Raw genomic sequence first — 21,063 nt, forward strand, 5'->3', positions numbered from 1 at the left:
AGAAAGTTTTGCTATAAGACTACGCCTTACAGTCAATCACTTACATGTGAGTAAATAAGCGTATAATTTGCTCCACTTGATTCAAATCAAGAAGAAAAGCGGACGCCCCACGCGCTGTATGGGGCCGCAACGCGGCGCCTCGCCAGTATGTCGCCATCACGGCGGCAATGCCGGCCGGGCGTACTATAAAACAGGAAAGTCAGGAAAAAATGAACACTACATGCATGCGCGCTGCGGCGCTGGCCGTCTCCACGCTCATCGGCGCAAACGTTTGCGCCCAGAGCAATGTCAGCATTTACGGCGTGGTCGATGCGGCCATGGCGTACACCAGCAACCAGGGCGGCAATTCGAACACTTACATGCGCAGCGGCAACTTGTCCGCCAGCAAGATCGGCTTCCAGGGCGTGGAAGACCTGGGCGGCGACCTGAAGGCGCTGTTCCTGCTGGAAAACGGCTTTGAAAGCGACACGGGCGCGCAAAGTTCGGCCAGCTCCCTGTTCAACCGCCAGGCTTACGTGGGCTTGCAATCGGCAGCCTACGGTAGCGTCACGGCCGGCCGCCAGTACACGCCGTACTACCTGCTGGTGGGCTCGCTGGCGTCGAGCAACGTGTTGACGGGCGCCACCGGCGCCCACCCTGGCGATATCGACGGCCTCGATACGACCGTGCGCATCAGCAATTCCGTCACCTACAGCATGCCGGCCTGGCGCGGCCTGCAGGCCAGCGCGCAGTACGGCTTTGGCGAAGCGGCCGACGGCAACGCCGTGGGCAGCAGCTTCAGTGCCGCCGTCAAGTACAGTACCTCGCCAGCCGAATTCGCGCTCGGCTACCTGAAACTGAAAAACGGCCAGAACAATGCCAGCGCCATGGCCATGAGCACCCAGGGCGGCTGGAACGGCAATGCTTCGGGCAGCTTCGGCATTTCCGCCATCAACCAAGGCTACGCCTCGGCTGAAAGCGTGCAATTCATCGCCGCCAGCACGCGCTACACCATGGGCAAGTGGATGGTGGGCGCCAACGCCAGCAACGTGCAATACGAGGCGGGCAGCCGCTCGGCCTTCCGCGACACGGCCATCTTCAACACGGCCGGCCTGATCTCCAGCTACCAGTTGACGCCGCAGTGGTTCCTGGCCGCCGGCTACAGCGACACCTTCGCCAGCCACGCCAACGGCATCGCCGACCGCGCGCGCTACCGCCAACTGTCGTTCGAACAGACGTATGCGCTGTCGAAGCGCACCGCGATCTACCTGATCGAGGCGCGCCAGCTGGCGCGCGGCCAGACCCTGGGCCAGGACGGCGCCATCGTCAACGCCGTCGCCTCGGTCGGCGATTCGCAAAACGGCACGCCGTCGTCGACCGGCGGCCAGTCGGTGGTCATGGTCGGTCTCAAGCATTCTTTCTGAACGGTTGCTGAACTCACGGGAGCTTCAAGTGGACGCTACACATCACAAGGAGGGCCGCGGCCCTCTCAATCCCGGCCGCCGCATGGTGCTGGCCGGCTTGCTGTCGGCTTCGGCCGCGGCGCTGATTCCCTGGGCGCTGGCCGAACCGGTCGCCAATGCGGAGCAGGGCGCCTTCCTGGGCGTGTCGGCCATGCTGGTGGGGCGGCAAGTGCTCGACCCCGTGCTGGCCAGGCGCCTGTATGACGCGCTGGTGGCGCAGGATACGGCCTTCCCGGCGAAGGTGCGCGCGCTGCTGGCGCTGATCAATGCGCAAGGCTTGCAGGCGGCCGGCCTGCAGGAAGCGCTCGACGGACTGGACCCGGCCCAGTCGCCGCTGGCTGCCTTGCCGCGCCAGATCGCCAGCGCCTGGTACCTGGGCATCGTCGGCACGGGCGAGGCGGCCGTCTGCGTCGCCTACGAGCAGGCGTTGAACGCGGCCGTCGTGGCCGACGTGCTGAAACCTCCCACGTATTCCTACGGCGCCTACGGCAGCTGGGCCAGAAAACCAATTTAAGGAGCCCTCATGGCTGAAGAACTCTCTGCCGATTACCTCGTGATCGGTTCCGGCATCATCGGCTCCCTGGCCGCGCGCAAGCTCGCGCTGGCCGGCGCCTCGGTGCTGATCCTGGAAGCGGGACCGCGCGTGTCGCGCGGCGAAATCGTCGCCCGTTTCCGCAATACGACGCGCCGCAGCGACTGGATGTCGCCGTATCCGTCCGTCGCCACGGCGCCGCACCCGATCTACCAGCCGACCGATAACGGCTACCTGGTGCAGGCCGGCCCGTATCCGTACCCGGCCGAATACATCCGCCAGTTCGGCGGCACGTCGTGGCACTGGGCCGCGCAGGCCTGGCGCAATGTGCCGAACGACTTCCGCATCCATACCCTGTATGGCGTGGGCGTCGACTGGCCGATCAGCTACGAAGACCTGGAGCCGTTTTACCAGGAGGCGGAAGAGATCATGGGCGTCTCGGGTGCCGAGAACACGGGTTCGCCGCGCAAGCAGGCGTTTCCGATGGACCCCGTGACGGAGCCGTACGCGATGCGCCGCATCCGCGAGCGCCTCGACCCCACCTTCAAGGTCGTCGGCAACACGGTGGCGCGCAACAGCGTCAGCTACGATGGCCGCCCGGCCTGCTGCGGCAATAACAGCTGCCAGCCGATCTGCCCCATCGATGCGCAATACCACGGCGGCATCGCCGCGCAGCAGGCGGAGGACGCGGGCGTGAAGATCGTCTGCAATGCCAACGTCTACAAGCTGGAACACGACGCGCAGGGCCGCATCACGGCCGCGCTGTACTACGACGTCGACAAGAAAAGCCACCGGGTCACGGCCAAGACTTTTATCCTCGCCGCCAACGGCATCGAAAGCCCGCGTCTGCTGCTCGTTTCCGCCTCGGATAAATACCCGAACGGCCTGGCCAACAGCAGCGACATGGTGGGCCGCAACCTGATGGACCACCCGAGCACCTCGATCACCTTCGACGCCGATGAAGACTTGTGGCTGGGCCGGGGCCCGCAAAGCCCCAATTCCATCAACACCATGCGCGACGGCGACTTCCGCAGCGAGCACTCGCCGTACCGCCTGGATTTCACGAACATCTCGCGCGTCGACGGCGCCACCAGGGAATTGATCGGCAAGGGCGTGTTCGGCGAAGCATTCGAGCAACAGCTGCGTTTCCGCTCGGCCCGCGAAATGAGCCTGAAAAACGTGCTGGAAGTGCTGCCGAACCCGGAAAACCGCATTGCCCTGAGCAGCGAAAAAGACGCCATGGGCATCCCCAAGCCGCAGGCGCACTATTCGATCGACGAGTACACGAAGCGTGGCCATGAGCGCTCGAAGCAGGATTTCGAACAGATCGCCAAGCTGATGGGCGGCACCAATCTGCGCCACAGCAAGGAAGGCGTGTTCGCCAACAACCAGCACATCTGCGGCACCCTGTCGATGGGTTCCGACCCCGCCAAGGCCGTGTGCGACCAGTGGGGCCGCACCTTCGACCACGCCAACCTGTTCCTGTGCAGCACCGGCGTGCTGCCCACGTCCGGCACCTGCAATTCGACGGAAAACGGCCTGGCCGTGGCGCTGCGCACCGTCAAGCACATCCTCGACGAACAACAGGGAGGCACAGCATGATGGCGGCCTTCAGACTGACGGCGGGCGCCGTCTTGCTGTCCCTCGCGGCCATGCCCGTGCTGGCGGCCGACAAGGCCGTGCCCGATGCGGCGGCGATCGAACGCGGCCGCTACCTGGCCACGGCCGGCGACTGCATCGCTTGCCATAGCGTGCCTGGCGGTAAACCGATGGCGGGCGGGCTGTCCCTGGCGTCGCCATTGGGCGCCATCGTTGCCACCAATATCACGCCGTCGACCACGCACGGCATCGGCAATTACACGCTCAAGCAGTTTTCCGACGCCGTGCGCCATGGCGTGCGGGCCGACGGCGCCAACCTGTACCCGGCCATGCCCTACACGGCCTACGCCAAGGTGACGGACGAGGACACGGCGGCCCTGTATGACTACTTCATGCACGGCGTGGCGGCCGTGGATGCGGCGCCGGCGCAAAAGACGGACTTGCCGTTCCCGTTCAACATCCGCCTGTCGATGGCGGGCTGGAACATGCTCTTCCTCGACAAGAAGCCCTTCGTTGCCGATACGGCGAAAAGCATGGAGTGGAACCGGGGCGCCTACCTGGCGCAAGGCCTGGCCCACTGCACCACCTGCCACACGCCGCGCAATGCGCTGATGGCCGAGCAGCTGTCGAAGGAGCTGGGAGGCGCTGACCTGGGTACCTGGCATGCGCCGAACATCACGTCGGATATCAACAGCGGCGTGGGCGGCTGGAGCCAGCAGGAACTGGTCGATTACCTGCGCACGGGCCGCACCGCCAACAAGGCGCAAGCCGCGGGACCGATGGCCGAAGCCATCGACCATAGCCTGAAGCACCTGAGCGATGCGGACTTGCACGCCATCGCGCACTACGTCAAGAGCGTGCCGGCCATCCGCGACAAGGCCGACACGCAGCCGGTGACGCAATGGGGCAAGGCGGGCGACGAGCTGGCCAGCATCCGCGGCGTGCCGCTGCCGCAAAACCTGAACAAGATGTCGGGTGCGCAGCTGTACGATGCGCAGTGCGCCAGCTGCCACCAGGCCAGGGGCGAGGGCAGTTTCGACGGCAGCCTGCCGCCGCTGTTCCATAACTCGGTGACGGGCCGCAGCAACAGCAACAACCTGGTGATGGCCATCCTCGACGGCGTGGAGCGCCAGGATGGCAAGGGGAATCATGCTGCGGGACACCTGATGCCCGCCTTCCGCCAGACCCTGTCGGACGAGCAGATCGTCACCCTGGGCAATTACGTGCAGAAGATGTACGGCAATCCCGCCATCAAGGTGACGGCAGAGCAGGTGACGACCTTGCGCAACGGCGGTGCGCCGTCCAATTTGATCGGCCTGGCCCGCGCGGGCATCATCGTCGGCGTGCTGGTGTTGCTGGCATTGCTGCTGTGGTGGCGGGGGCGCCGGCGCAAGCAGGCGTAGAAGCAGTCGCGAATAACAGGCGCTGAAGTACAGACGCTGAAGTACAGACGCTGAAGTACAGACGCTGAAGTACAGGCAGGGGCCAGGCTGAATAGTCTGGCCCCTTTTTTTACGTCTTGATGTTGCAACTGGTTTGCATCTGTGTAAATTATGTACTATCATTAGTTACATGAGACGCGACAGCAAACTATCATCGATCCTCCATGTGCTGCTGCACATGGCCCACGCGGGACGCCCGATGACGTCCGAGGAACTCTCCGCTTACCTAGATACCAATCCCGTGCTGGTGCGGCGCGTGATGGCCGGCTTGCGCGAACGGGGCTACGTGGCTTCGGTCAAGGGCCACGGCGGCGGCTGGCGCATCGTCTGCGACCTGCACCGCGTCACGCTGCACGACATTTACGTGGCCGTGGGATCGCCCACTGTCTTCGCCATGGGCAACCGCGTCGATCAGCCGGGCTGCCTGGTCGAGCAAGTGGTCAACCAGTCGCTGGCCGGCGCCTTCGACGAAGCCGAGGCGCTGCTGATCCGGCGCTTTGGCGCCGTCACCCTGGCCGACCTGGCCGAACGTTTCAGCCAACAATACACCACACACCAAGGAGCACCGCATGACCATTCCTGAATCCCAGGGCGGGGGCAGCGCCACGCCTGCCGCCGCATTCGACGCCCCGTTCGACGCCATCATCGTCGGCGGCAGCTACGCGGGCCTGTCCGCCGCCACGCAACTGGCGCGCGCCCGGCGCCGCGTGCTGGTGATCGACGGCGGCCAGCGCCGCAACCGCTACGCCAGCCATTCCCACGGTTTTTTGACCCAGGACGGCAGCGGGACGGCCGCCATCGCGGCCGAGGGCAAGGCGCAGCTGCTGGCGTATGCCACCGTCGCCTGGCTGGATGGCACGGCCGTGCAGGCCGCCGCCAGCCGCGATGGCGATGGCTTCGGCGTAACCCTGGCGGACGGCAGCGTCTTCCACGGCCGCCGCCTGATACTGGCCACCGGCGTGATCGATGAATTGCCGCCCATCGATGGCCTGGCCGAGCGCTGGGGCCGCAGCGTCTTCCACTGCCCGTATTGCCACGGCTATGAGCTGGAGCAGGGCGCCATCGGCGTGCTGGCCACCGGCCCCCTCTCCATGCACCATGCGCTGATGCTGCCCGACTGGGGCACGGTCACTTTTTTCCTGAACGGCGCGTTCGACCCCGATGGCGCGCAGCTGGAGCAGCTGGCCGCGCGCGGCGTCACGGTGGTGCGCCCGCCCGTGGCGCGGATCGGCGGCGTGGCCGAGGTGGTCATGCAAGATGGCAGCCGCCATGCGATGGCCGGCCTGTTCGTGGCGACCCGCACCCGCCTGGCCAGTTCCCTGGCCGGTGAGCTGGGCTGCGCGTTGGAAGAGGGTGCCATGGGTCCGTTCGTGCGCACCGACGAGCAAAAGGCCAGCAGCGTGCCTGGCGTCTTTTGCTGCGGCGACGCGGGGCGCATGGCCGGCAGCGTGGCGTTCGCGGTGGCCGATGGCGCCATGGCTGGCGTGGCAGCGCACCGCTCGCTGATGTTCGGACTGACCCCGGCGGCCTAATGCCGGGGCCGTGGTGCGTGCTGGCGCTCAGGCGGCAAAACCGCCATCGATCTTCAGCCCGGCGCCCGTGACGAACGCCGCTTCCGGGCTGGCCAGGTAAGCCACCATGCCGGCGATTTCATCGGCCGTGCCGTGGCGTGGCAGGGCCATCAGACCGTGCATCAGGTCGGCGAAGTCGCCCGTCGGCGGGTTCATGTCCGTGGCGACGGGGCCCGGTTCCACGTTGTTGATGGTGATGCCGCGCGGACCCAGGTCGCGCGACAGGCCTTGCGTCAGGCCGCTCAGCGCCGATTTGCTCATGGCGTAGGCGGCCGCGCCGCCGAACGGCATGCGGTGCGCGTTCGTGCTGCCGATGTTGATGATGCGCCCGCCCGTCTGCATGTGCGCCACGGCTGCCTTGATGGCCACGAACACGGCGCGCACGTTGACGGCCACGGTCTTGTCGAAGTCTGCCAGCGAAAAGTCGTCGATGGCGCCAGGCAGGAACACGCCCGCGTTGTTGACGAGGATATCGACGCGGCCAAATTGCGCCGCCACCTTGTCGATGGCCGCCGTCAGGGCGGTGGCGTCAGCCGCATCGGCTTGCACGCCCTGGGCCTTGCCGCCGCTTGCCTCCACCGTGGCGGCCAGCGCTTGCGCTTCGGCGGCCGAGCTTTGATACGTGAAGACGACGTTGGCGCCCTGGCTGGCCAGGCGGCGCACGATGGCGGCGCCGATGCCGCGCGAGCCGCCCGTCACGAAGGCGATCTTGTCTTGCAGTGGCAGGGAGGTGGTGGTTTGGGTTTGCATGATGTGCTTTCTAAGTGAGGGGTTGAGGAGTTCAGTATCTGCCTTTCATTCCTGCCGCGCTAGCCATGAATCGCTACAATCACTTTCAACCATTGGTATCAGCTGAGCGGGTAGAATAGGCGCATGGACGCCCTCAATCACTTGCAATCCTTCGTGCTGTCTGCCGAGTTGGGCAGCTTTTCCGCCGCCGCGCGTCGCCTGGGACTGACGCCGGCCGCCGTCAGCAAGAACGTGGCGCGCCTGGAAGCGAGCCTGGGATTGCGGCTGTTCCAGCGCAGCACGCGCCGCCTGACCCTGACGGAAGGGGGCGAGCGTTTCCTGCAGCAGATAGGCGGCGCCCTGTCCACCCTGCGCGAAGCGATCGCCGGCGTGGCGGAAGAGGGCGGCCAGCCGGCGGGCATCCTGAAAATCAGCATGGCGCCGTCGTTCGGGCGCAGCTACGTGGTGCCACTGCTGGGCGACTTCATCGCGCGCCACCCGGGCGTGGTGCCCGACTGCCATTTCGACAACCGGCAAGTGGACTTGATCGGCGAAGGCTTCGATGTCGCCATCGGCGGCGGCATCGAGCTGACGCCGGGCGTGGTGGCGCGCGAACTGGGGCATGCGCACATCGTCGCCACGGCGTCGCCCGCCTTCATGCGGGGCAAGGCCATGCCCAGGCATCCGTCGGACCTGGCGCAATTCGATGGCGTGGCGCGCCGCTCGGCCGGCAGCGGAAGGCTGCGCAGCTGGATCCTGCGCGATGGACAGGGCGGCGAAGGCGTGGCCGAATGCCGGCCGCGCGCCATCTTCGACGACCCGGAAGCGATGGCGCAGGCAGCCATCCTGGGCGTCGGCGTGGCGCTGCTGCCCATGCCGCACGCGCTGGCCCACTTGCGCAGCGGCGCGCTGGTCCGGCTGCTGCCAGGCTGGCACGCCGATTCCGGGCCCCTGTCCGTGTACTATCCCAGCAAGAAGCTCTTGCCCGCGAAGACGCGCGTGTTCGTCGATTTCCTGCTGGAGCAGTTCCGCCAGCGCGATTTCGCCGCGCAGATGCGGCCCGATTAAACGATGAACAATTCCCATGCATAGTAATTACAGCCTGTTTTACACCTTCGACGGCGACCGGCCGGCCCGTTTCCGGGAAGCGCGCGTCTTCGGCACGACCGTCTGGACGGCCAGCGGCGCGGCCATGACCTGGGGCGAGGAGACGCGCAACGACTACGCCAGCGAAGCCGAAGCGCACGCCGTCTACCTGGCGCATGGCCGGGCCGCGCTGGCCGACGGCTACGTGCTGGCGCGCGAAAGCGTCATCGACCCGGCCGTATTCGATTTCGCGCTGCTGCAAACCCTGGTGGCAGACGCCGCGCGCCTGGCTGTCGAAGCCGCGCGCCGCGCGCATCCCGACCAGCACATCGACGCTTTCGCGTTGGTGAGCGACGACAGCGCCATGACCATCGGCCCCATGGCGAACAGCCGCGAAGCGCTGGCCGCCTCGGAATACGACGAGGAGATGCTGTGGAATCCCGCCGAATGGGCGTTCGAGGACGGCGGCGAATATTTTGACAGCGCCTACCGTTTGCTGCTGCAGGCGCACCGCGACTTGCCGTTCGACGTGGACTTCGCCACCTTCCGCAGCGGCGTGTTCGACGCCTGCATCGCGGCGCTGGCGCAGCTTGACGCCGAGGGGGTATTCGGTACGGGCGCCGGGCGCGACGAGAGCGTGCTGCTGTTCGAGGTCAGCGACAGCGAAGCGGTGGAAGGCGCGATGGCGCGTTTGAATCCGCCGACGGTGGTGGCGCGGTTCGAGGCGTGGATGGCCAGCTGGGCCGATTAGGTTCTACGCCGCCACCAGCCTGAGCCTCGTAATCTCCGCCGGCGCGCCGATGCGTTTCGGCGGCCCCCAGTACCCCGTGCCGCGGCTCACGTAGATCCACAGGCGGCCTTGCCGGTGCAGTCCGGCCACGTAGGGCTGCTGCAGCGGCACGAACAGATTCCACGGCCAGAATTGGCCGCCGTGCGTGTGGCCGGACAATTGCAGGTCGTAGCCGGCCGCTTCCGCCTCGGGCGCGCTGCGCGGCTGGTGCGCCAGCAGGATGCGGGGAATGCCGGTCGGCGCGCCGGCGATGGCCGCTTGCGGGTCGCTTGCCTGGGCAGGGTCGAAGGCGGCCGCGTTGAAGTCGGTGACGCCGGCCAGCGCCAGGCGCGCGCCGTCGCGGTCGAGGACGACATGTTCATTCATCAGCACGCGCAAGCCCAGGCGGCGAAATTCCGCCACCCACGGCGCGGCGCCCGAATAGTATTCGTGGTTGCCCGTGACGAGGAAGACGCCGTGGCGCGCGCACAGCTCGCCCAGCGGCGCCGTGTGGCTGCCCAGTTGCGCCACCGTGCCGTCGACCACGTCGCCCGTGATGGCGACGAGGTCCGCCTGCAAGCCGTTGGCGCGCGCGACGATGGCCTGCACGTAGGCGCGCTTGATGGTGGCGCCCACGTGGATGTCGCTCAGTTGCACGATGGTGTAGCCCTGCAAGGCGGCCGGCAGGCCGGCGATGGGCACGTCGACCTCGCGCACGCGCGCCACCCGGCGGGCGTTGATGAAGCCGACGACGGTGGCCAGCAGCGCCAGGAGCAGCACAAGCACGGCGGATGCCTGCGCGTGCGGGCGGGTGGCAGGAATCAGCATCAGCAGTGCGCGCAGCGCGGTCAGCACGAACAGCGAGGAAAAAAAGCCCATGCACAGCGAACCGGCCCAGCTCAGACGGTCGGCCAGGCGCGCATCGTTGGTGACGGCGCGGGCGAAGATCGTCATCGGCATGAGCATGGTCGACGCCAGCAGGACCAGGCCGCCCAGCAGCCAGCCGGCCAGGCCGACGGGGAGCGACGGCAGCAGCAGCCAGCCCAGGAGGGCGTGCAGGGCGCCCAGTATCATGGTGATGCGCAGCAGCGGCGTGCGGGTTGTCATGTCATGCTTCCAGAGGTGAGGCGGCCGCCGATTATAGCCGACGCCTTGGCCGCAGGCAGCCGCCACCCCGCTCAGGGGGCGATATGCAATCCCAGCATGGCCAGCTTGCCGAAATCGACGGGTTTGGCGAAGTGTTCGTTGAAACCGGCCTGCAGGGCCGCCTGGCGGTCGTGTTCCTGGCCGTAGCCGGTCAGCGCGACGAGCAGGAATTGCTGCGGTATCGGCAGTTGGCGCAGTTTGACGGCCACGTCGTAGCCGCTCATGTCGGGCAGGCCGATGTCGAGAAAGACGATGTCGGGCTTGAATTCCAGCGTGCGCTCGGTGGCTTGCGCGCCCGTGTAGGCCGTGCGCACCGTGTGGCCGTACATTTCCAGCAGTTCGGCCAGGGTATCGGCCGCATCGCGGTTGTCATCGACGACGAGGATGCGCTGGCTGCCGCCGGTGGCGGCCTGCGGCGCTGGTGCTGCCGCCACCGGCACGTTGGCGTCGAGCGGCAGCAGGACTTCGAAGGTGCTGCCCAGCCCTACGCCGGGGCTGCGCACGCTGACCTGGCCGCCGTGCAGGGTCACCAGGTTGCGTACCAGCGACAGGCCGATGCCCAGGCCATCCTGCACCCGGTCGGGCGAGTGGCCGCTCTGCTCGAACAGGTCGAAGATGCTGTCGATGCTGGCAGCGGCGATGCCGATGCCGTTGTCGCTGAGGCGGATGCGCACATTGTCGCCTTCGCGTTCGGCGGTAATGGCGATGCGCCCGCCCGGCGCCGTGAACTTGGCCGCATTGAGCAGCAGGTTGGCGACGATCTGCGACAGGCGCACGGCGTCGCCGCAGACCCACAGTTCTTCCTGGGGCAGGTTCACGTCCAGCGCATGGCCGCGCGCCTCGATGCTGTGCGAACTCGTTTCCAGCGCGCTGCGGATGACGCTGGCCAGGCTCACGCTTTCCCATTGCAGCGAGATTTTGCCCTGCGAAATGCGCGACACGTCGAGCAGGTCGTCCACCAGGCGCACCAGGTGATCGGTATGGCGGGCGATGGTGCGGCGCGCATTGTCCTGCACGGCCGGCACGACGGGGTCGAGCTTGCACAGCAGGGCCAGCGCCGTGCGGATGGGGCCCAGCGGGTTGCGCAATTCGTGCGCCAGGGTGGCCAGGAATTCATCCTTGCGGCGATCCACGTCGCGCAGCGCGCGCTCGACGCGGCCCAGGCGCAGCAGCGCCTTGACGTTGGCGATCAGTTCATCGGCCTCGATCGGCTCGACCAGGTAATTGTCGGCGCCGCCGTCCAGGGCGCGGATCTTGTCGGCCGTGCCGATGCAGGAAGCCGACGTTTGCAGCACCAGGATGGTGTTCGTCTCGGCGCCGCCCTTCAATTGGCGGCACACTTCCAGGCCGTTGATGTCGGGCAGCTTGACGTCGAGCAGGATCAGGTTGGGGCGGTCGTGGCGGGCGCGCAGCAGCGCGTCGCCCCCGTTCGACGCTTCGATGACCTTGAAACCGGCGCGTTGGAGGATGCGCGACTTGGCGTAGCGTGCGCCATCGCTGTCATCGACGTTCAGGATCAGAGCATCGCTGTTGTTATCCGGTAGCATGCGCATTGTCCCAGGTGGTTGTGCCTTGCGGCGGAACCGGCTCTTGCCGGTGGTGGGGATTGCCGATCAGCGCGCGCAGGGTCGCCAGCAATTGCTGGCGCGGCAGCGGCTTGACGTAGTAGGCGTCGGCGCCCAGGGCCAGGCCCTTGCGTACGTCGTCGATCTCGGTGGCGACGATGACCGGCACCTGGCGCCGCAGCGGGTCGTTTTTCAGCTCGGCCAGCCAGTGCCAGGCCGTTTCACCGTGCAGCAAGATATCGAGGATGACGGCGGCGGGGCGCTGCTGTTCCCAGCGCTCCTGCGCCTCGCGCACGCTGCGCGCGGGGACGACGCGAAATTCGCTGCCGGCCAGGAATTTTTCATACAGCAGGCGCACGGGTGGATTGTCTTCCACCACCAGCACGGCGATGCGCTGGTCGTTGCCATTGTCGTTGGCTGGCGCGCACGGGGGCAGGCTGCCTTCGGGCGCATGGTAGCTGGCGGGCAGGACGACGGAAAACAGCGAGCCGTGGCCCGGCGTGCTTTCCACGCTCACCGTGCCATTGAGCAGCGTGGCCAGGTTGCGGCACAGGGGCAAGCCCAAACCCGTGCCCTTGACCTTGCGCTGCATGTGGTTTTCCACCTGGCTGAATTCCTCGAAGATCATCTGCACGTCTTCGGCGGCGATGCCCAGGCCCGTATCGGAGACGGAAAAACGGATCGCATCCTGCTCCGGCAGTGGCGTGGCGCTGACGATGATGGCCCCGGCCTCGGTGAACTTCAGGGCGTTGGAGATGAAGTTGCGCAGGATTTGCGACAGCTTGCCTTCATCCGTGTGGATGTGCAGCGCCGGATCGGGGTCGATGAAGGTCAAGGTGAGCGTGTCGGACACGAGCAGCGGGCGCAGCATGCCGCGCAATGCGCTGAACAGGTCCGCCACCTGGAAGCTGTTGGCGTGCACGTCGACCTTGCCCGCCTCGATCTTGGCCAGGTCCAGCAGGTCGTTCACCAGGTCGCTCAGGCTGACGGCACTTTGCAGGATGAATAGCACCTGCTTTTCCTGTTCCTCGGACAGCTCGCCGTCGATGCGGTCGAGCAGCAGCTTGGACAGGGCGCGGATGGAGCTGAGCGGCGTGCGGAATTCATGGCTCATGTTCGACAGGAAGCGCGATTTCATCTGGTCGGCGCGGCGCAGGTGGTCGGCCTTTTCGTCCAGTTCCGCGAACAGCGCCACCACGCCGCGGTTGGTGTCTTCCAGTTCGCGCGTCAGCTGCAGCAGGTCGTCCTGCCGCGTCTTCAGTTCGGCCAGGGTGCTCAGCAGCTCGCGGTTCTGCTGCTGCACTTCCGACAGCGTGATGTCCGGCGGCAGCGCCTGCAGGCTGCCGGACAGCGTGCCGATCTTGCCGCCGTCGAGCAGGGGCGCGTCGCGCGGGAACAGCTTGTGCAGGGTGATCTGCGTGCCGTCGCCCGGCGCGCTGCGGATATGGCAGCGGTCCATCAGGCGCTGGGCGCCCAGGATGCCCAGGCCCATGCCCGTCGGCGAGCGGTAGGTGCCGGCCAGTATGTGGTCGAGCTGCGCGATGCCGGGGCCCTGGTCCTCGATGCGGATGCTGAGCACCTGCGGCGCCGTCTGGCCATCGATGGCGAAATGCACCTTGCCGCTGCCGGCGTAGTTGTAGACGTTGCGCGCCAGTTCCGATACGGCCGTGGCGATGCGCACCTGGTCCTGCACGCCGAAGCCGCACAGGGCGGCGATCTGCCGCGCGCGCTGGCGCGCGCCCACCACATCGAGTTCGCTGCCGATATGGGCCGTCAATATGCGTCGTGTCATGTCGTTTCGCTCCTTTCCCCCGTCACGGCCTGCTGTTCCTCGTGTTCGCGCAGCACCACCACCGTGACGTCGTCGCGCCCGCGCGCAAAGTCGCGGTACAGCACGGCGGCGACGAGGCTGGGGTGGCAGTGCGCCAGGCCCGGATACTGTTCCAGGTCCCAGCGCGTGTGCAGGCCGTCGCTATGCATGATCAGTGTTGCGCCAGGCTGCCACGGATAGCAGAATTCCTGCACCTTGCGCAGGTTGCTTCCGACGATGCCGTTGTGTGACAGCAAATGCCGGCGCTGCCGCGCATCGAAGGCGCAGGCGGCGATATTGCCCACGCCCGCGTAGCGCAACTGGCGGCGCGCGCTGTCGATATGCGCCAGGGCCAGGGCCGCGCCGCGCGTGGCGCGCAGGGCGCCGTTGGCCAGCTCGATGAAGGGGGCGGGCAGCGGCGGCAGTCCCGGCGTGTCGTGTTCCAGTAGGGCGCTGGCGCGTTCCGAGGCGCGCGCCGCCAGCGGGCCGTGGCCCAGGCCATCGGCCACCATCAGGCTCAGTTCATGGCCTTCGCAGACCACGTTCCAGGCGTCGCCGCATACCTGTTCCGAAGCCAGCGGCAGGCACACTGCGCCGATCTGCCAGTTCGGGCTGGCCGGGATGGCGCTGCTGGCGTTCGGCCCCCAGACCACCATCATCAGCACCGTGCCCTTGCCGGGCGCCGTGTACAGGTCGAATTCCTGGCTCAGCCGGCGTATCGCGCCCAGTCCCACGCCGTAGGTTCCCGTGGTGGAATGGCCATCCTGCATGTGCTGGCGTACATTCGCCATGCCGGGGCCGTTGTCGATGGCCAGCACTTCGATGCCGCTGGTGCCGCCGCGCAGCACCTTGCGCAGCAGGATTTCGCCGCGCTGCGCGTGCTTGACGATGTTGGTCGCCGCTTCGCTGATGATGATGGCCAACTGGCCCGTGCGCACGTCGTCGAAGCCGATGTGGCGCGCCAGTTCGTTGCCGGCGCGGCGGGCCGTGGCGATTTCGCTCGGTTCTCCGACGGAAAAACGGCGTTGCCTGGCAATGTCAGGGGCTTGCTCGAGGTGGTTCAAAACAGCTTCCATTTCGCGATGGTGACAGTGGTGCCCGCGCCGGGCGCCGTGTCGATGTGAAAGGCGTCGGCCAGGCGCTTGGCGCCGCCCAGCCCCAGTCCCAGCCCGCCGCCGCTGGTATAGCCATCGGTCAGCGCCAGGGGAATATCGTCGATGCCCGGTCCCGCATCGACAAAGCGCAGTTCCAGTCCCTGGCGCGCGCCATCGCAGACGCGCGCGATGCGCGCTTCGCCGCCGCCGCCGTAGCGCAGGGTGTTGCGCGCCAGTTCGCTGGCCGCCGTGATGATCTTGGTCTGTTCGATCAGGCCAAAACCCATGGCGACCATGCTGTCGCGTACCTGCTTGCGCAGCCGCACGACGTCTTCGTCGCTGTGCAGAGGCAGAATCTGCTGCGCCCCGGCCTGCGCCCGCTCCTGTGCCTGCGCGCCTAGCACGGCGCCCCCGTCATGCGCATGCGCCGCCCCGTTCCAGCAGCTTGATCCCCCGTTCCACGTTCAGGGCCGTGCTGACGCCTTCCAGGGTCAGGCCCAGTTCCACCAGGGTGATGGCGACGGCCGGCTGCATGCCGACGACGACGGTGCGCGCGTCGAGGATTTTCGCCATCGCCGCCGTGTTGCTGATCATGCGGCCGATGAAGGAATCGACGATGTCGAGCGCGGAAATGTCGATCAGCACGCCCGTGGCGCGGTCTGTCACGATGCGGGTGGTCAGGTCGTCCTGCAAGGTCATCGCCAGGCGGTCGTGCATGTCCACCTGGATCGTCACCAGCAGCAGCCGGCCCATGCGTAAAATGGGGATTCTTTCCATAGGCGCCTCAGTGTGCTTGCTGCTGGTAGGTGATGCTGGAGCCCGTGCGCTTCAGGGCCACGACGAAGGCGTCGGCCAGGGTAGCCTTGGTCATCACGTCTTCCAGGTTCACGCCCAGGTGCACGATGGTTTGCGCGATCTGCGGGCGGATGCCGCTGATGATGCAGTCGGCGCCCATCAGGCGCGCGGCGGCGATGGTTTTCAGCAGGTGCTGCGCCACCAGGGTGTCGACGGTGGGCACGCCCGTGATGTCGATGATGGCGATCAGCGCGCCCGTGTCGACGATCTTTTGCAGCAGGCTTTCCATCACCACCTGCGTGCGCGCGCTGTCGAGGGTGCCGATCAGGGGCAGGGCCAGCACGTTTTGCCACAGCTGCACCACGGGCGTGGACAGTTCCAGCAATTCCTGCTGCTGGCGCAATATCACCTGTTCGCGCGCCTTCTGGTAGATGGCGATGGTGAGCAAACCCAGCTCGTCGAACAATTTGCTGGTGCTGACGATGGCGTCGCCCAGTTCCTGCGGCTGCGCCGTGATTTCCTGGCGCAGGTAGGCGAACAGCGGTTCCTTGAGCGAGAACATGAAGCTGGCCGTGTCGATCGGCGAATAGCCCTGGCGCACGCGCGACTGCGATATTTCCGCGAGCAGCTGGCGCGTATCGTCCCAGGCGCCGCCTTCGATGTCGAACGAGTCGCCGTTTTCCAGCGCACCCGCCAGCAGCGGCAGGAATTGCGATGCCTGCTGGCGCAGCTCGTTTTCGGCGATCTTGTCGCGCCGCACCAGGCGGGCGATCAGGCCGGCCATCCAGCCGTCCAGCAATGCCGTGTGGTGCGCGTTGATGATGCCGGCCAGTTGCTGCGCCTGGCCCGTGCCCGTCTTGACCGTGTCCGTCTTCATACTCATGCTCATCCTTGGCTGGAGTGGAGGGTGCGGCGCGGCCGCAATCGGGCACGCGCTGTGATGAATAAATTATAGGCAGGCGTGGCCGTAGCTTGTGTTCTGTGCCGCACATAGTGGCGCATGTCGCTATACATTCTTGTGGGAAACATCGGCGCCTTTAAAGATGCATGTAATTTGCATGTTTAAGCGAATTCCGCTACACTGGGAACACTCAACAAGAGAAAAACATCATGAATATCGACAAATTCAAACAGCAGCACCTGGCCATCCTGGCCGCCATCGATGACTTGCGCCAGCTGGCGCGCGGCGGTGTCGGCGCGCAGGCGCAGGCCATTGCCGACCAGATCATCGCCATGAGCGGCTTGATCAAGCTGCACCTGGCCGTCGAGCAGCGCTACCTGTATCCGGCCGCGCAGGCGTGCGGCGTGGCCGAGGTGGCCCGGCTGGGACGCCAGTACGAAAACGAGATGCACGGCATCGCCGGCGCCTACCTGGATTTTGCCGGCCGCTGGAATACGCCCGTGCGCCTGGAAGCCGAACCGGAAGCCTTCCGCAGCGAAGCCAATACCGTGCTGCACGCGCTGTTCCAGCGCATGCGGCGCGAAGACCACGATCTGTATCCGGCCATTGAATCGCTGGCCTGACACCGCTTACTAATAGATACATTAATAGATACACAGGAGTTTTACATGCTGACCCAGGAACAACACGCCATCATCACGGCCACCGTCCCCATCCTCGAGCAGGGCGGCGAAGCGCTGACCCGCCATTTCTACAAGAATCTGTTCCGCGACCATCCCGAAGTGCTGCCGTACTTTAACCAGGCGCACCAGCACAGCGGCGACCAGCAGCGCGCGCTGGCCAATGGCGTGCTGATGTATGCCAAGAATATCGACAAGCTTGCCGCGCTGGGCGACCTGGTGGCCACCATCGTCAACAAGCATGTGGCCCTGCAGATTCGCGCCGAGCACTATCCGCTGGTGGGCGCCAGCCTGCTGCAAGCCATCCGCGAAGTGCTGGGCGAAGAAGTGGCCAGCGACGCCGTCATCGATGCCTGGGGCGCGGCCTACGGCCAGCTGGCCGACATCCTGGCCGGCGAGGAAGGGCGCATCTACAAGGCGCAGGCGGCCGCGCCGGGCGGCTGGAGCGGCGCGCGTGACTTTATCGTGCGCGGCAAGAGCGTGGAAAGCGCCGAGATCACGTCCTTCCTGCTGGCGCCGGCCGATGGCCAGCCCGTGCTCGACTTTGCGCCAGGTCAATACATTGGCGTAGTGGCCACCGTCGATGGCGTGCCCATGCGCCGGCAGTACTCCTTGTCCGCCGCCAGCAATGGCCAGACTTACCGCATCAGCGTCAAGCGCGAAGAGGGCGGCAAGGTATCGAATTTCTTCCACGACCACGTGCAGGCGGGCGACACCGTGCAGCTGACGCCGCCATCGGGCGACTTCGTGCTGACGGAGAGCGACAAGCCGCTGGTGCTGATCAGCGGCGGCGTGGGCATCACGCCCACCCTGGCCATGCTGACGGCGGCCCTGCGCGGCAAGCGTCCCGTGCATTTCATCCACGCGGCGCGCAACCACGGCGTGCATGCATTCCGTGCGCAGATCGATGCACTGGCCGCGCAGCACCCGCAGCTGCAGCGTTATTACTGCTATGCGGAACATGGCGGAGAACACGATGCGCCGGGCGCCGCCGCGCCGGACGCCGTCGGCTTGCTGAATAAAGAGCAGTTGAACAGCTGGCTGCCGGTCTCGCGCGACGTCGATGCCTACTTCCTGGGGCCGCAGCCATTCATGCGGGCCGTCAAGCAATACTTGCGCGAGCTGGGCGTGCCGGAACAGCAGACGCACCACGAGTTCTTCGGACCGGCTGCAGCACTGAATTGATTCTTTGCCTGCCTTGTGTTGTCCCCGCGAGAAAAAACGCTGCCGTAAGGGGCGGGTAAGCCTCGCACTGTACTGTGAATCCAAGCTCGAAAACAACAGAGCAGCTTTTACATAACAGGAGGCAACACAATGCATGACGATCTCGTTCAAAAAATCAAGAGCGACCCCAACTATCACCAACTGGTCAAGGTGCGTTCCCGCTTCGGCTGGGCGCTGACGGGCCTGATGATGCTGGTGTACTACGGCTACATCCTGCTCATCGCCTTCAACAAGGAATTCCTCGCCACTAAGACGGGCACAGGCGTGATGACCTGGGGCATGCCGATCGGCCTGTTCGTCATCGTGTTTACCGTGCTGGTCACGGGCATCTATGTGCGCCGCGCCAACAAGCAATTCGACGACCTGAGCAACGCCATCCAGGCACGGGTGCAAGCATGAGCGGCACCACATTGACGCAACGCAAACTCTCCTGCCTGGCAAGCCTGGTCTTGCTGGCGGGCGCCAGCAGCAGCGTGCTGGCGGCCGGCGCCGACCTGGGGCAGGCGGTCAAGCAACCGACCAACTGGACGGCGATCATCATGTTCGCCGCCTTCGTCATCTTCACGCTGTTCGTCACCAAGTGGGCGGCCGCGAAAACCAAGTCGGCTTCCGATTTCTACACGGCCGGCGGCGGCATCACGGGCTTCCAGAACGGCCTGGCCATCGCGGGCGACTACATGTCGGCCGCTTCCTTCCTCGGCATTTCCGCCGCCGTCTTTTTGAACGGCTACGATGGCCTGATCTACGCCATCGGCTTTCTCGTCGGCTGGCCCGTCATCACCTTTTTGATGGCAGAGCGCCTGCGCAACCTGGGCCGCTTCACCTTTGCCGACGTGGCCGCCTACCGCTTCAAGCAGGCGCCGATCCGCATTTTCTCCGCGTCCGGCACCCTGGTCGTCGTGGCCTTTTATCTGATCGCGCAGATGGTGGGCGCGGGCCAGCTGATCAAGCTGCTGTTCGGCCTCGAATACTGGATCGCCGTCGTCCTGGTCGGCACCCTGATGATGATCTACGTGCTGTTTGGCGGCATGACGGCCACCACCTGGGTACAGATCATCAAGGCCGTGATGCTGCTGGGCGGCGCCACCTTCATGGCCGTGGCCGTGCTGGCGCAGTTCAACTTCAGCCCGGAAGCGCTGTTCGCCAAGTCGGTGGACGTGCACGCCACCAAGGAAGCCATCATGGGCCCCGGTTCCTTCATCAAGGATCCTATTTCCGCCATCTCGTTCGGCATGGCGCTGATGTTCGGCACGGCCGGCTTGCCGCACATCCTGATGCGTTTCTTTACGGTGCCCAGCGCCAAGGAAGCGCGCAAATCCGTGTTCTGGGCCACCACCTGGATCGCCTACTTCTACATTCTGACCTTCATCATCGGCTTTGGCGCCATCGTGCTGGTGAGCACCAATCCCGAGTTCAAGGATGCCGCAGGTAAATTGCTGGGTGGTAACAACATGGCGGCCGTGCACCTGGCCAAGGCCGTGGGCGGCAATGTCTTCCTCGGCTTCATGTCGGCGGTCGCGTTTGCCACCATCCTGGCCGTCGTGGCGGGCCTGACCCTGTCGGGCGCGTCGGCCGTGTCGCACGACCTGTATGCCACCGTCATCAAGAAGGGCAAGGCCACGGGTGCCAATGAATTGAAAGTGTCGCGCGTGACGACGATCGTGCTGGGCATTATCGCCGTGGTGCTGGGCATCGCCTTTGAAAAGCAGAACATCGCCTTCATGGTTTCGCTGGCTTTTGCCATCGCCGCCTCGGCCAACTTCCCCGTGCTGTTCATGTCGGTGCTGTGGAAGGATTGCACCACGCGGGGTGCCACCATCGGCGGCTTCCTGGGCTTGATCACGGCCGTCGCGCTGACGGTGGTGTCGAAGTCCGTGTGGGTCGACGTGCTGGGCCATGGCGAAGCGCTGTTCCCGTATGCCTCGCCGGCGCTGTTCTCGATGACGGCCGGCTTCGTCGGCATCTGGCTGTTCTCGGTGCTCGACAAGAGCCCGCGCGCGCGCATCGACCGCGCCGGTTACGAAGCGCAGCAAATGCGTTCGGAAACGGGCATCGGCGCGGCAGGCGCCAGCGCGCATTGATGTAAACAGGAGTTACTGAAGGAAACAATGCCCGGTTCGCCGGGCATTGTTGTTTCTGGCGCGCTTACTTTGCCACGCGCAGGGGGATGACGCCCGCCGCCAGCGCCGGCGCGCCCGGCGTCGCGTCGAGTATCGATGCCAGCGTCACCGTGTCGAGCACGGCCAGGAAGGCGGCCGTGGCCTGGCCCAGCTTGGCCTTCAGCAGGCAATCGGGCGTGAGCGGGCAGGTATTGTTTTCCTTGTTGAAACATTCCGCCATGAAAAAATCGTTTTCCGTTTCGCGCACGACGGTGCCGATATTGATCTCGGCCGGGTCGCGCGCCAGGCGCAGGCCGCCATTTCTCCCACGCACCGTTTCCACGATGCCCGACAGGCCCAGCTGGTGCACCACCTTCATCAAGTGATTCTTTGAAATCGCATGCAGGTCGGCGATGTCCTGGATGGTCACGAGCCGGTCGCGGTGCACGCCCAGGTACATCAGGGTGCGCAGGGTGTAATCAGTGTAGGCAGTCAGTCGCATGGGAGAAGAGAGTAAAACACCCGACAAACCTGCTGCGCGTCGCGATTTGCGGCCTCCGATGCTCACTGTGCATCCGC

At 65.8% G+C, this 21,063-nt stretch carries 21 protein-coding genes; 12 read left to right on the forward strand and 9 right to left on the reverse strand.

The window, feature by feature from the left end:
• Positions 1 to 209 precede the first annotated feature (209 nt).
• From CLU94_RS25760 to CLU94_RS25785, 6 genes are all read left to right on the forward strand, one after another.
• Positions 210 to 1,403: a porin gene (locus CLU94_RS25760; protein WP_257219000.1), complete on the forward strand. Its 1,194-nt coding sequence runs from the start codon at positions 210 to 212 to the stop codon at positions 1,401 to 1,403.
• Positions 1,404 to 1,431: 28 nt separating this feature from the next.
• A complete protein-coding gene (locus CLU94_RS25765) occupies positions 1,432 to 1,956 on the forward strand; it encodes a sorbitol dehydrogenase family protein (protein ID WP_251348491.1) in 525 nt (174 codons plus the stop codon).
• A 9-nt stretch (positions 1,957 to 1,965) separates the two neighbouring features.
• Positions 1,966 to 3,576 carry a GMC family oxidoreductase gene (locus CLU94_RS25770; protein ID WP_099667748.1) on the forward strand — a complete coding sequence of 537 codons (1,611 nt, stop codon included), beginning with the start codon at positions 1,966 to 1,968 and terminating at the stop codon, positions 3,574 to 3,576.
• Positions 3,573 to 4,976: a cytochrome c gene (locus CLU94_RS25775; protein ID WP_099667749.1), complete on the forward strand. Its 1,404-nt coding sequence runs from the start codon at positions 3,573 to 3,575 to the stop codon at positions 4,974 to 4,976. Before CLU94_RS25770 ends, CLU94_RS25775 begins: the two co-directional genes overlap by 4 nt.
• Before the next feature lie 169 nt (positions 4,977 to 5,145).
• Positions 5,146 to 5,598, forward strand: coding sequence for an RrF2 family transcriptional regulator (locus tag CLU94_RS25780; protein WP_099667750.1), 453 nt, complete (start codon positions 5,146 to 5,148; stop codon positions 5,596 to 5,598).
• Entirely contained in the window at positions 5,585 to 6,547 is a 963-nt protein-coding gene (locus CLU94_RS25785; RefSeq protein ID WP_099667751.1) for an NAD(P)/FAD-dependent oxidoreductase, read from the forward strand. The genes CLU94_RS25780 and CLU94_RS25785 overlap by 14 nt, the downstream gene beginning before the upstream one ends.
• Before the next feature lie 27 nt (positions 6,548 to 6,574).
• On the opposite strand, the gene CLU94_RS25790 is transcribed toward CLU94_RS25785, so the two are convergent.
• Positions 6,575 to 7,336 carry an SDR family oxidoreductase gene (locus CLU94_RS25790; protein WP_099667752.1) on the reverse strand — a complete coding sequence of 254 codons (762 nt, stop codon included), beginning with the start codon at positions 7,334 to 7,336 and terminating at the stop codon, positions 6,575 to 6,577.
• 123 nt (positions 7,337 to 7,459) lie between these two features.
• Here CLU94_RS25790 and CLU94_RS25795 point away from each other — a divergent pair, with 123 nt between their 5' ends.
• Together CLU94_RS25795 and CLU94_RS25800 are read left to right on the forward strand one after the other, a co-directional pair.
• Positions 7,460 to 8,383, forward strand: a complete 924-nt coding sequence (locus CLU94_RS25795) for a LysR family transcriptional regulator (protein WP_099667753.1) — start codon at positions 7,460 to 7,462, stop codon at positions 8,381 to 8,383.
• 16 nt (positions 8,384 to 8,399) lie between these two features.
• The gene (locus CLU94_RS25800; RefSeq protein ID WP_099667754.1) at positions 8,400 to 9,152 is read left to right on the forward strand and encodes a DUF4303 domain-containing protein; all 753 of its coding nucleotides are present in this window, start codon (positions 8,400 to 8,402) and stop codon (positions 9,150 to 9,152) included.
• Between the two features lie 3 nt (positions 9,153 to 9,155).
• On the opposite strand, the gene CLU94_RS25805 is transcribed toward CLU94_RS25800, so the two are convergent.
• The 7 genes from CLU94_RS25805 to CLU94_RS25835 form a co-directional block, all read right to left on the reverse strand.
• Positions 9,156 to 10,277, reverse strand: coding sequence for a metallophosphoesterase (locus CLU94_RS25805; protein ID WP_099667755.1), 1,122 nt, complete (start codon positions 10,275 to 10,277; stop codon positions 9,156 to 9,158).
• 71 nt (positions 10,278 to 10,348) lie between these two features.
• The gene (locus tag CLU94_RS25810; protein ID WP_099668499.1) at positions 10,349 to 11,863 is read right to left on the reverse strand and encodes an ATP-binding response regulator; all 1,515 of its coding nucleotides are present in this window, start codon (positions 11,861 to 11,863) and stop codon (positions 10,349 to 10,351) included.
• On the reverse strand, positions 11,850 to 13,673 hold the full coding sequence (locus tag CLU94_RS25815) for an ATP-binding protein (protein ID WP_099667756.1): 1,824 nt from the start codon (positions 13,671 to 13,673) through the stop codon (positions 11,850 to 11,852). Before CLU94_RS25815 ends, CLU94_RS25810 begins: the two co-directional genes overlap by 14 nt.
• Entirely contained in the window at positions 13,670 to 14,755 is a 1,086-nt protein-coding gene (locus tag CLU94_RS25820; protein WP_257219001.1) for an ATP-binding SpoIIE family protein phosphatase, read from the reverse strand. The genes CLU94_RS25815 and CLU94_RS25820 overlap by 4 nt, the downstream gene beginning before the upstream one ends.
• The gene (locus tag CLU94_RS25825; RefSeq protein WP_180278776.1) at positions 14,752 to 15,189 is read right to left on the reverse strand and encodes an ATP-binding protein; all 438 of its coding nucleotides are present in this window, start codon (positions 15,187 to 15,189) and stop codon (positions 14,752 to 14,754) included. Before CLU94_RS25825 ends, CLU94_RS25820 begins: the two co-directional genes overlap by 4 nt.
• A gap of 10 nt (positions 15,190 to 15,199) precedes the next feature.
• A complete protein-coding gene (locus tag CLU94_RS25830; protein WP_099667758.1) occupies positions 15,200 to 15,562 on the reverse strand; it encodes an STAS domain-containing protein in 363 nt (120 codons plus the stop codon).
• 7 nt (positions 15,563 to 15,569) lie between these two features.
• On the reverse strand, positions 15,570 to 16,463 hold the full coding sequence (locus tag CLU94_RS25835; RefSeq protein ID WP_257219003.1) for an STAS domain-containing protein: 894 nt from the start codon (positions 16,461 to 16,463) through the stop codon (positions 15,570 to 15,572).
• 227 nt (positions 16,464 to 16,690) lie between these two features.
• On the opposite strand from CLU94_RS25835, the gene CLU94_RS25840 reads away from it, so the two are divergent.
• The 4 genes from CLU94_RS25840 (at position 16,691) to CLU94_RS25855 (ending at position 20,466) form a co-directional block, all read left to right on the forward strand.
• A complete protein-coding gene (locus CLU94_RS25840; protein ID WP_099667760.1) occupies positions 16,691 to 17,104 on the forward strand; it encodes a hemerythrin domain-containing protein in 414 nt (137 codons plus the stop codon).
• 45 nt (positions 17,105 to 17,149) lie between these two features.
• Positions 17,150 to 18,346 carry an NO-inducible flavohemoprotein gene (hmpA, locus tag CLU94_RS25845; protein WP_099667761.1) on the forward strand — a complete coding sequence of 399 codons (1,197 nt, stop codon included), beginning with the start codon at positions 17,150 to 17,152 and terminating at the stop codon, positions 18,344 to 18,346.
• 129 nt (positions 18,347 to 18,475) lie between these two features.
• The gene (locus tag CLU94_RS25850) at positions 18,476 to 18,784 is read left to right on the forward strand and encodes a DUF485 domain-containing protein (protein ID WP_099667762.1); all 309 of its coding nucleotides are present in this window, start codon (positions 18,476 to 18,478) and stop codon (positions 18,782 to 18,784) included.
• Entirely contained in the window at positions 18,781 to 20,466 is a 1,686-nt protein-coding gene (locus CLU94_RS25855) for a cation acetate symporter (protein WP_099667763.1), read from the forward strand. Before CLU94_RS25850 ends, CLU94_RS25855 begins: the two co-directional genes overlap by 4 nt.
• 64 nt (positions 20,467 to 20,530) lie before the next feature.
• Here CLU94_RS25855 and CLU94_RS25860 read toward each other — a convergent pair whose 3' ends face one another.
• Entirely contained in the window at positions 20,531 to 20,986 is a 456-nt protein-coding gene (locus CLU94_RS25860; protein ID WP_099667764.1) for an RrF2 family transcriptional regulator, read from the reverse strand.
• Between the last annotated feature and the right edge of the window lie 77 nt (positions 20,987 to 21,063).

Source organism: Janthinobacterium sp. 13 (genome assembly GCF_002749695.1).
GTDB classification, from domain to species: domain Bacteria; phylum Pseudomonadota; class Gammaproteobacteria; order Burkholderiales; family Burkholderiaceae_D; genus Janthinobacterium; species Janthinobacterium kumbetense.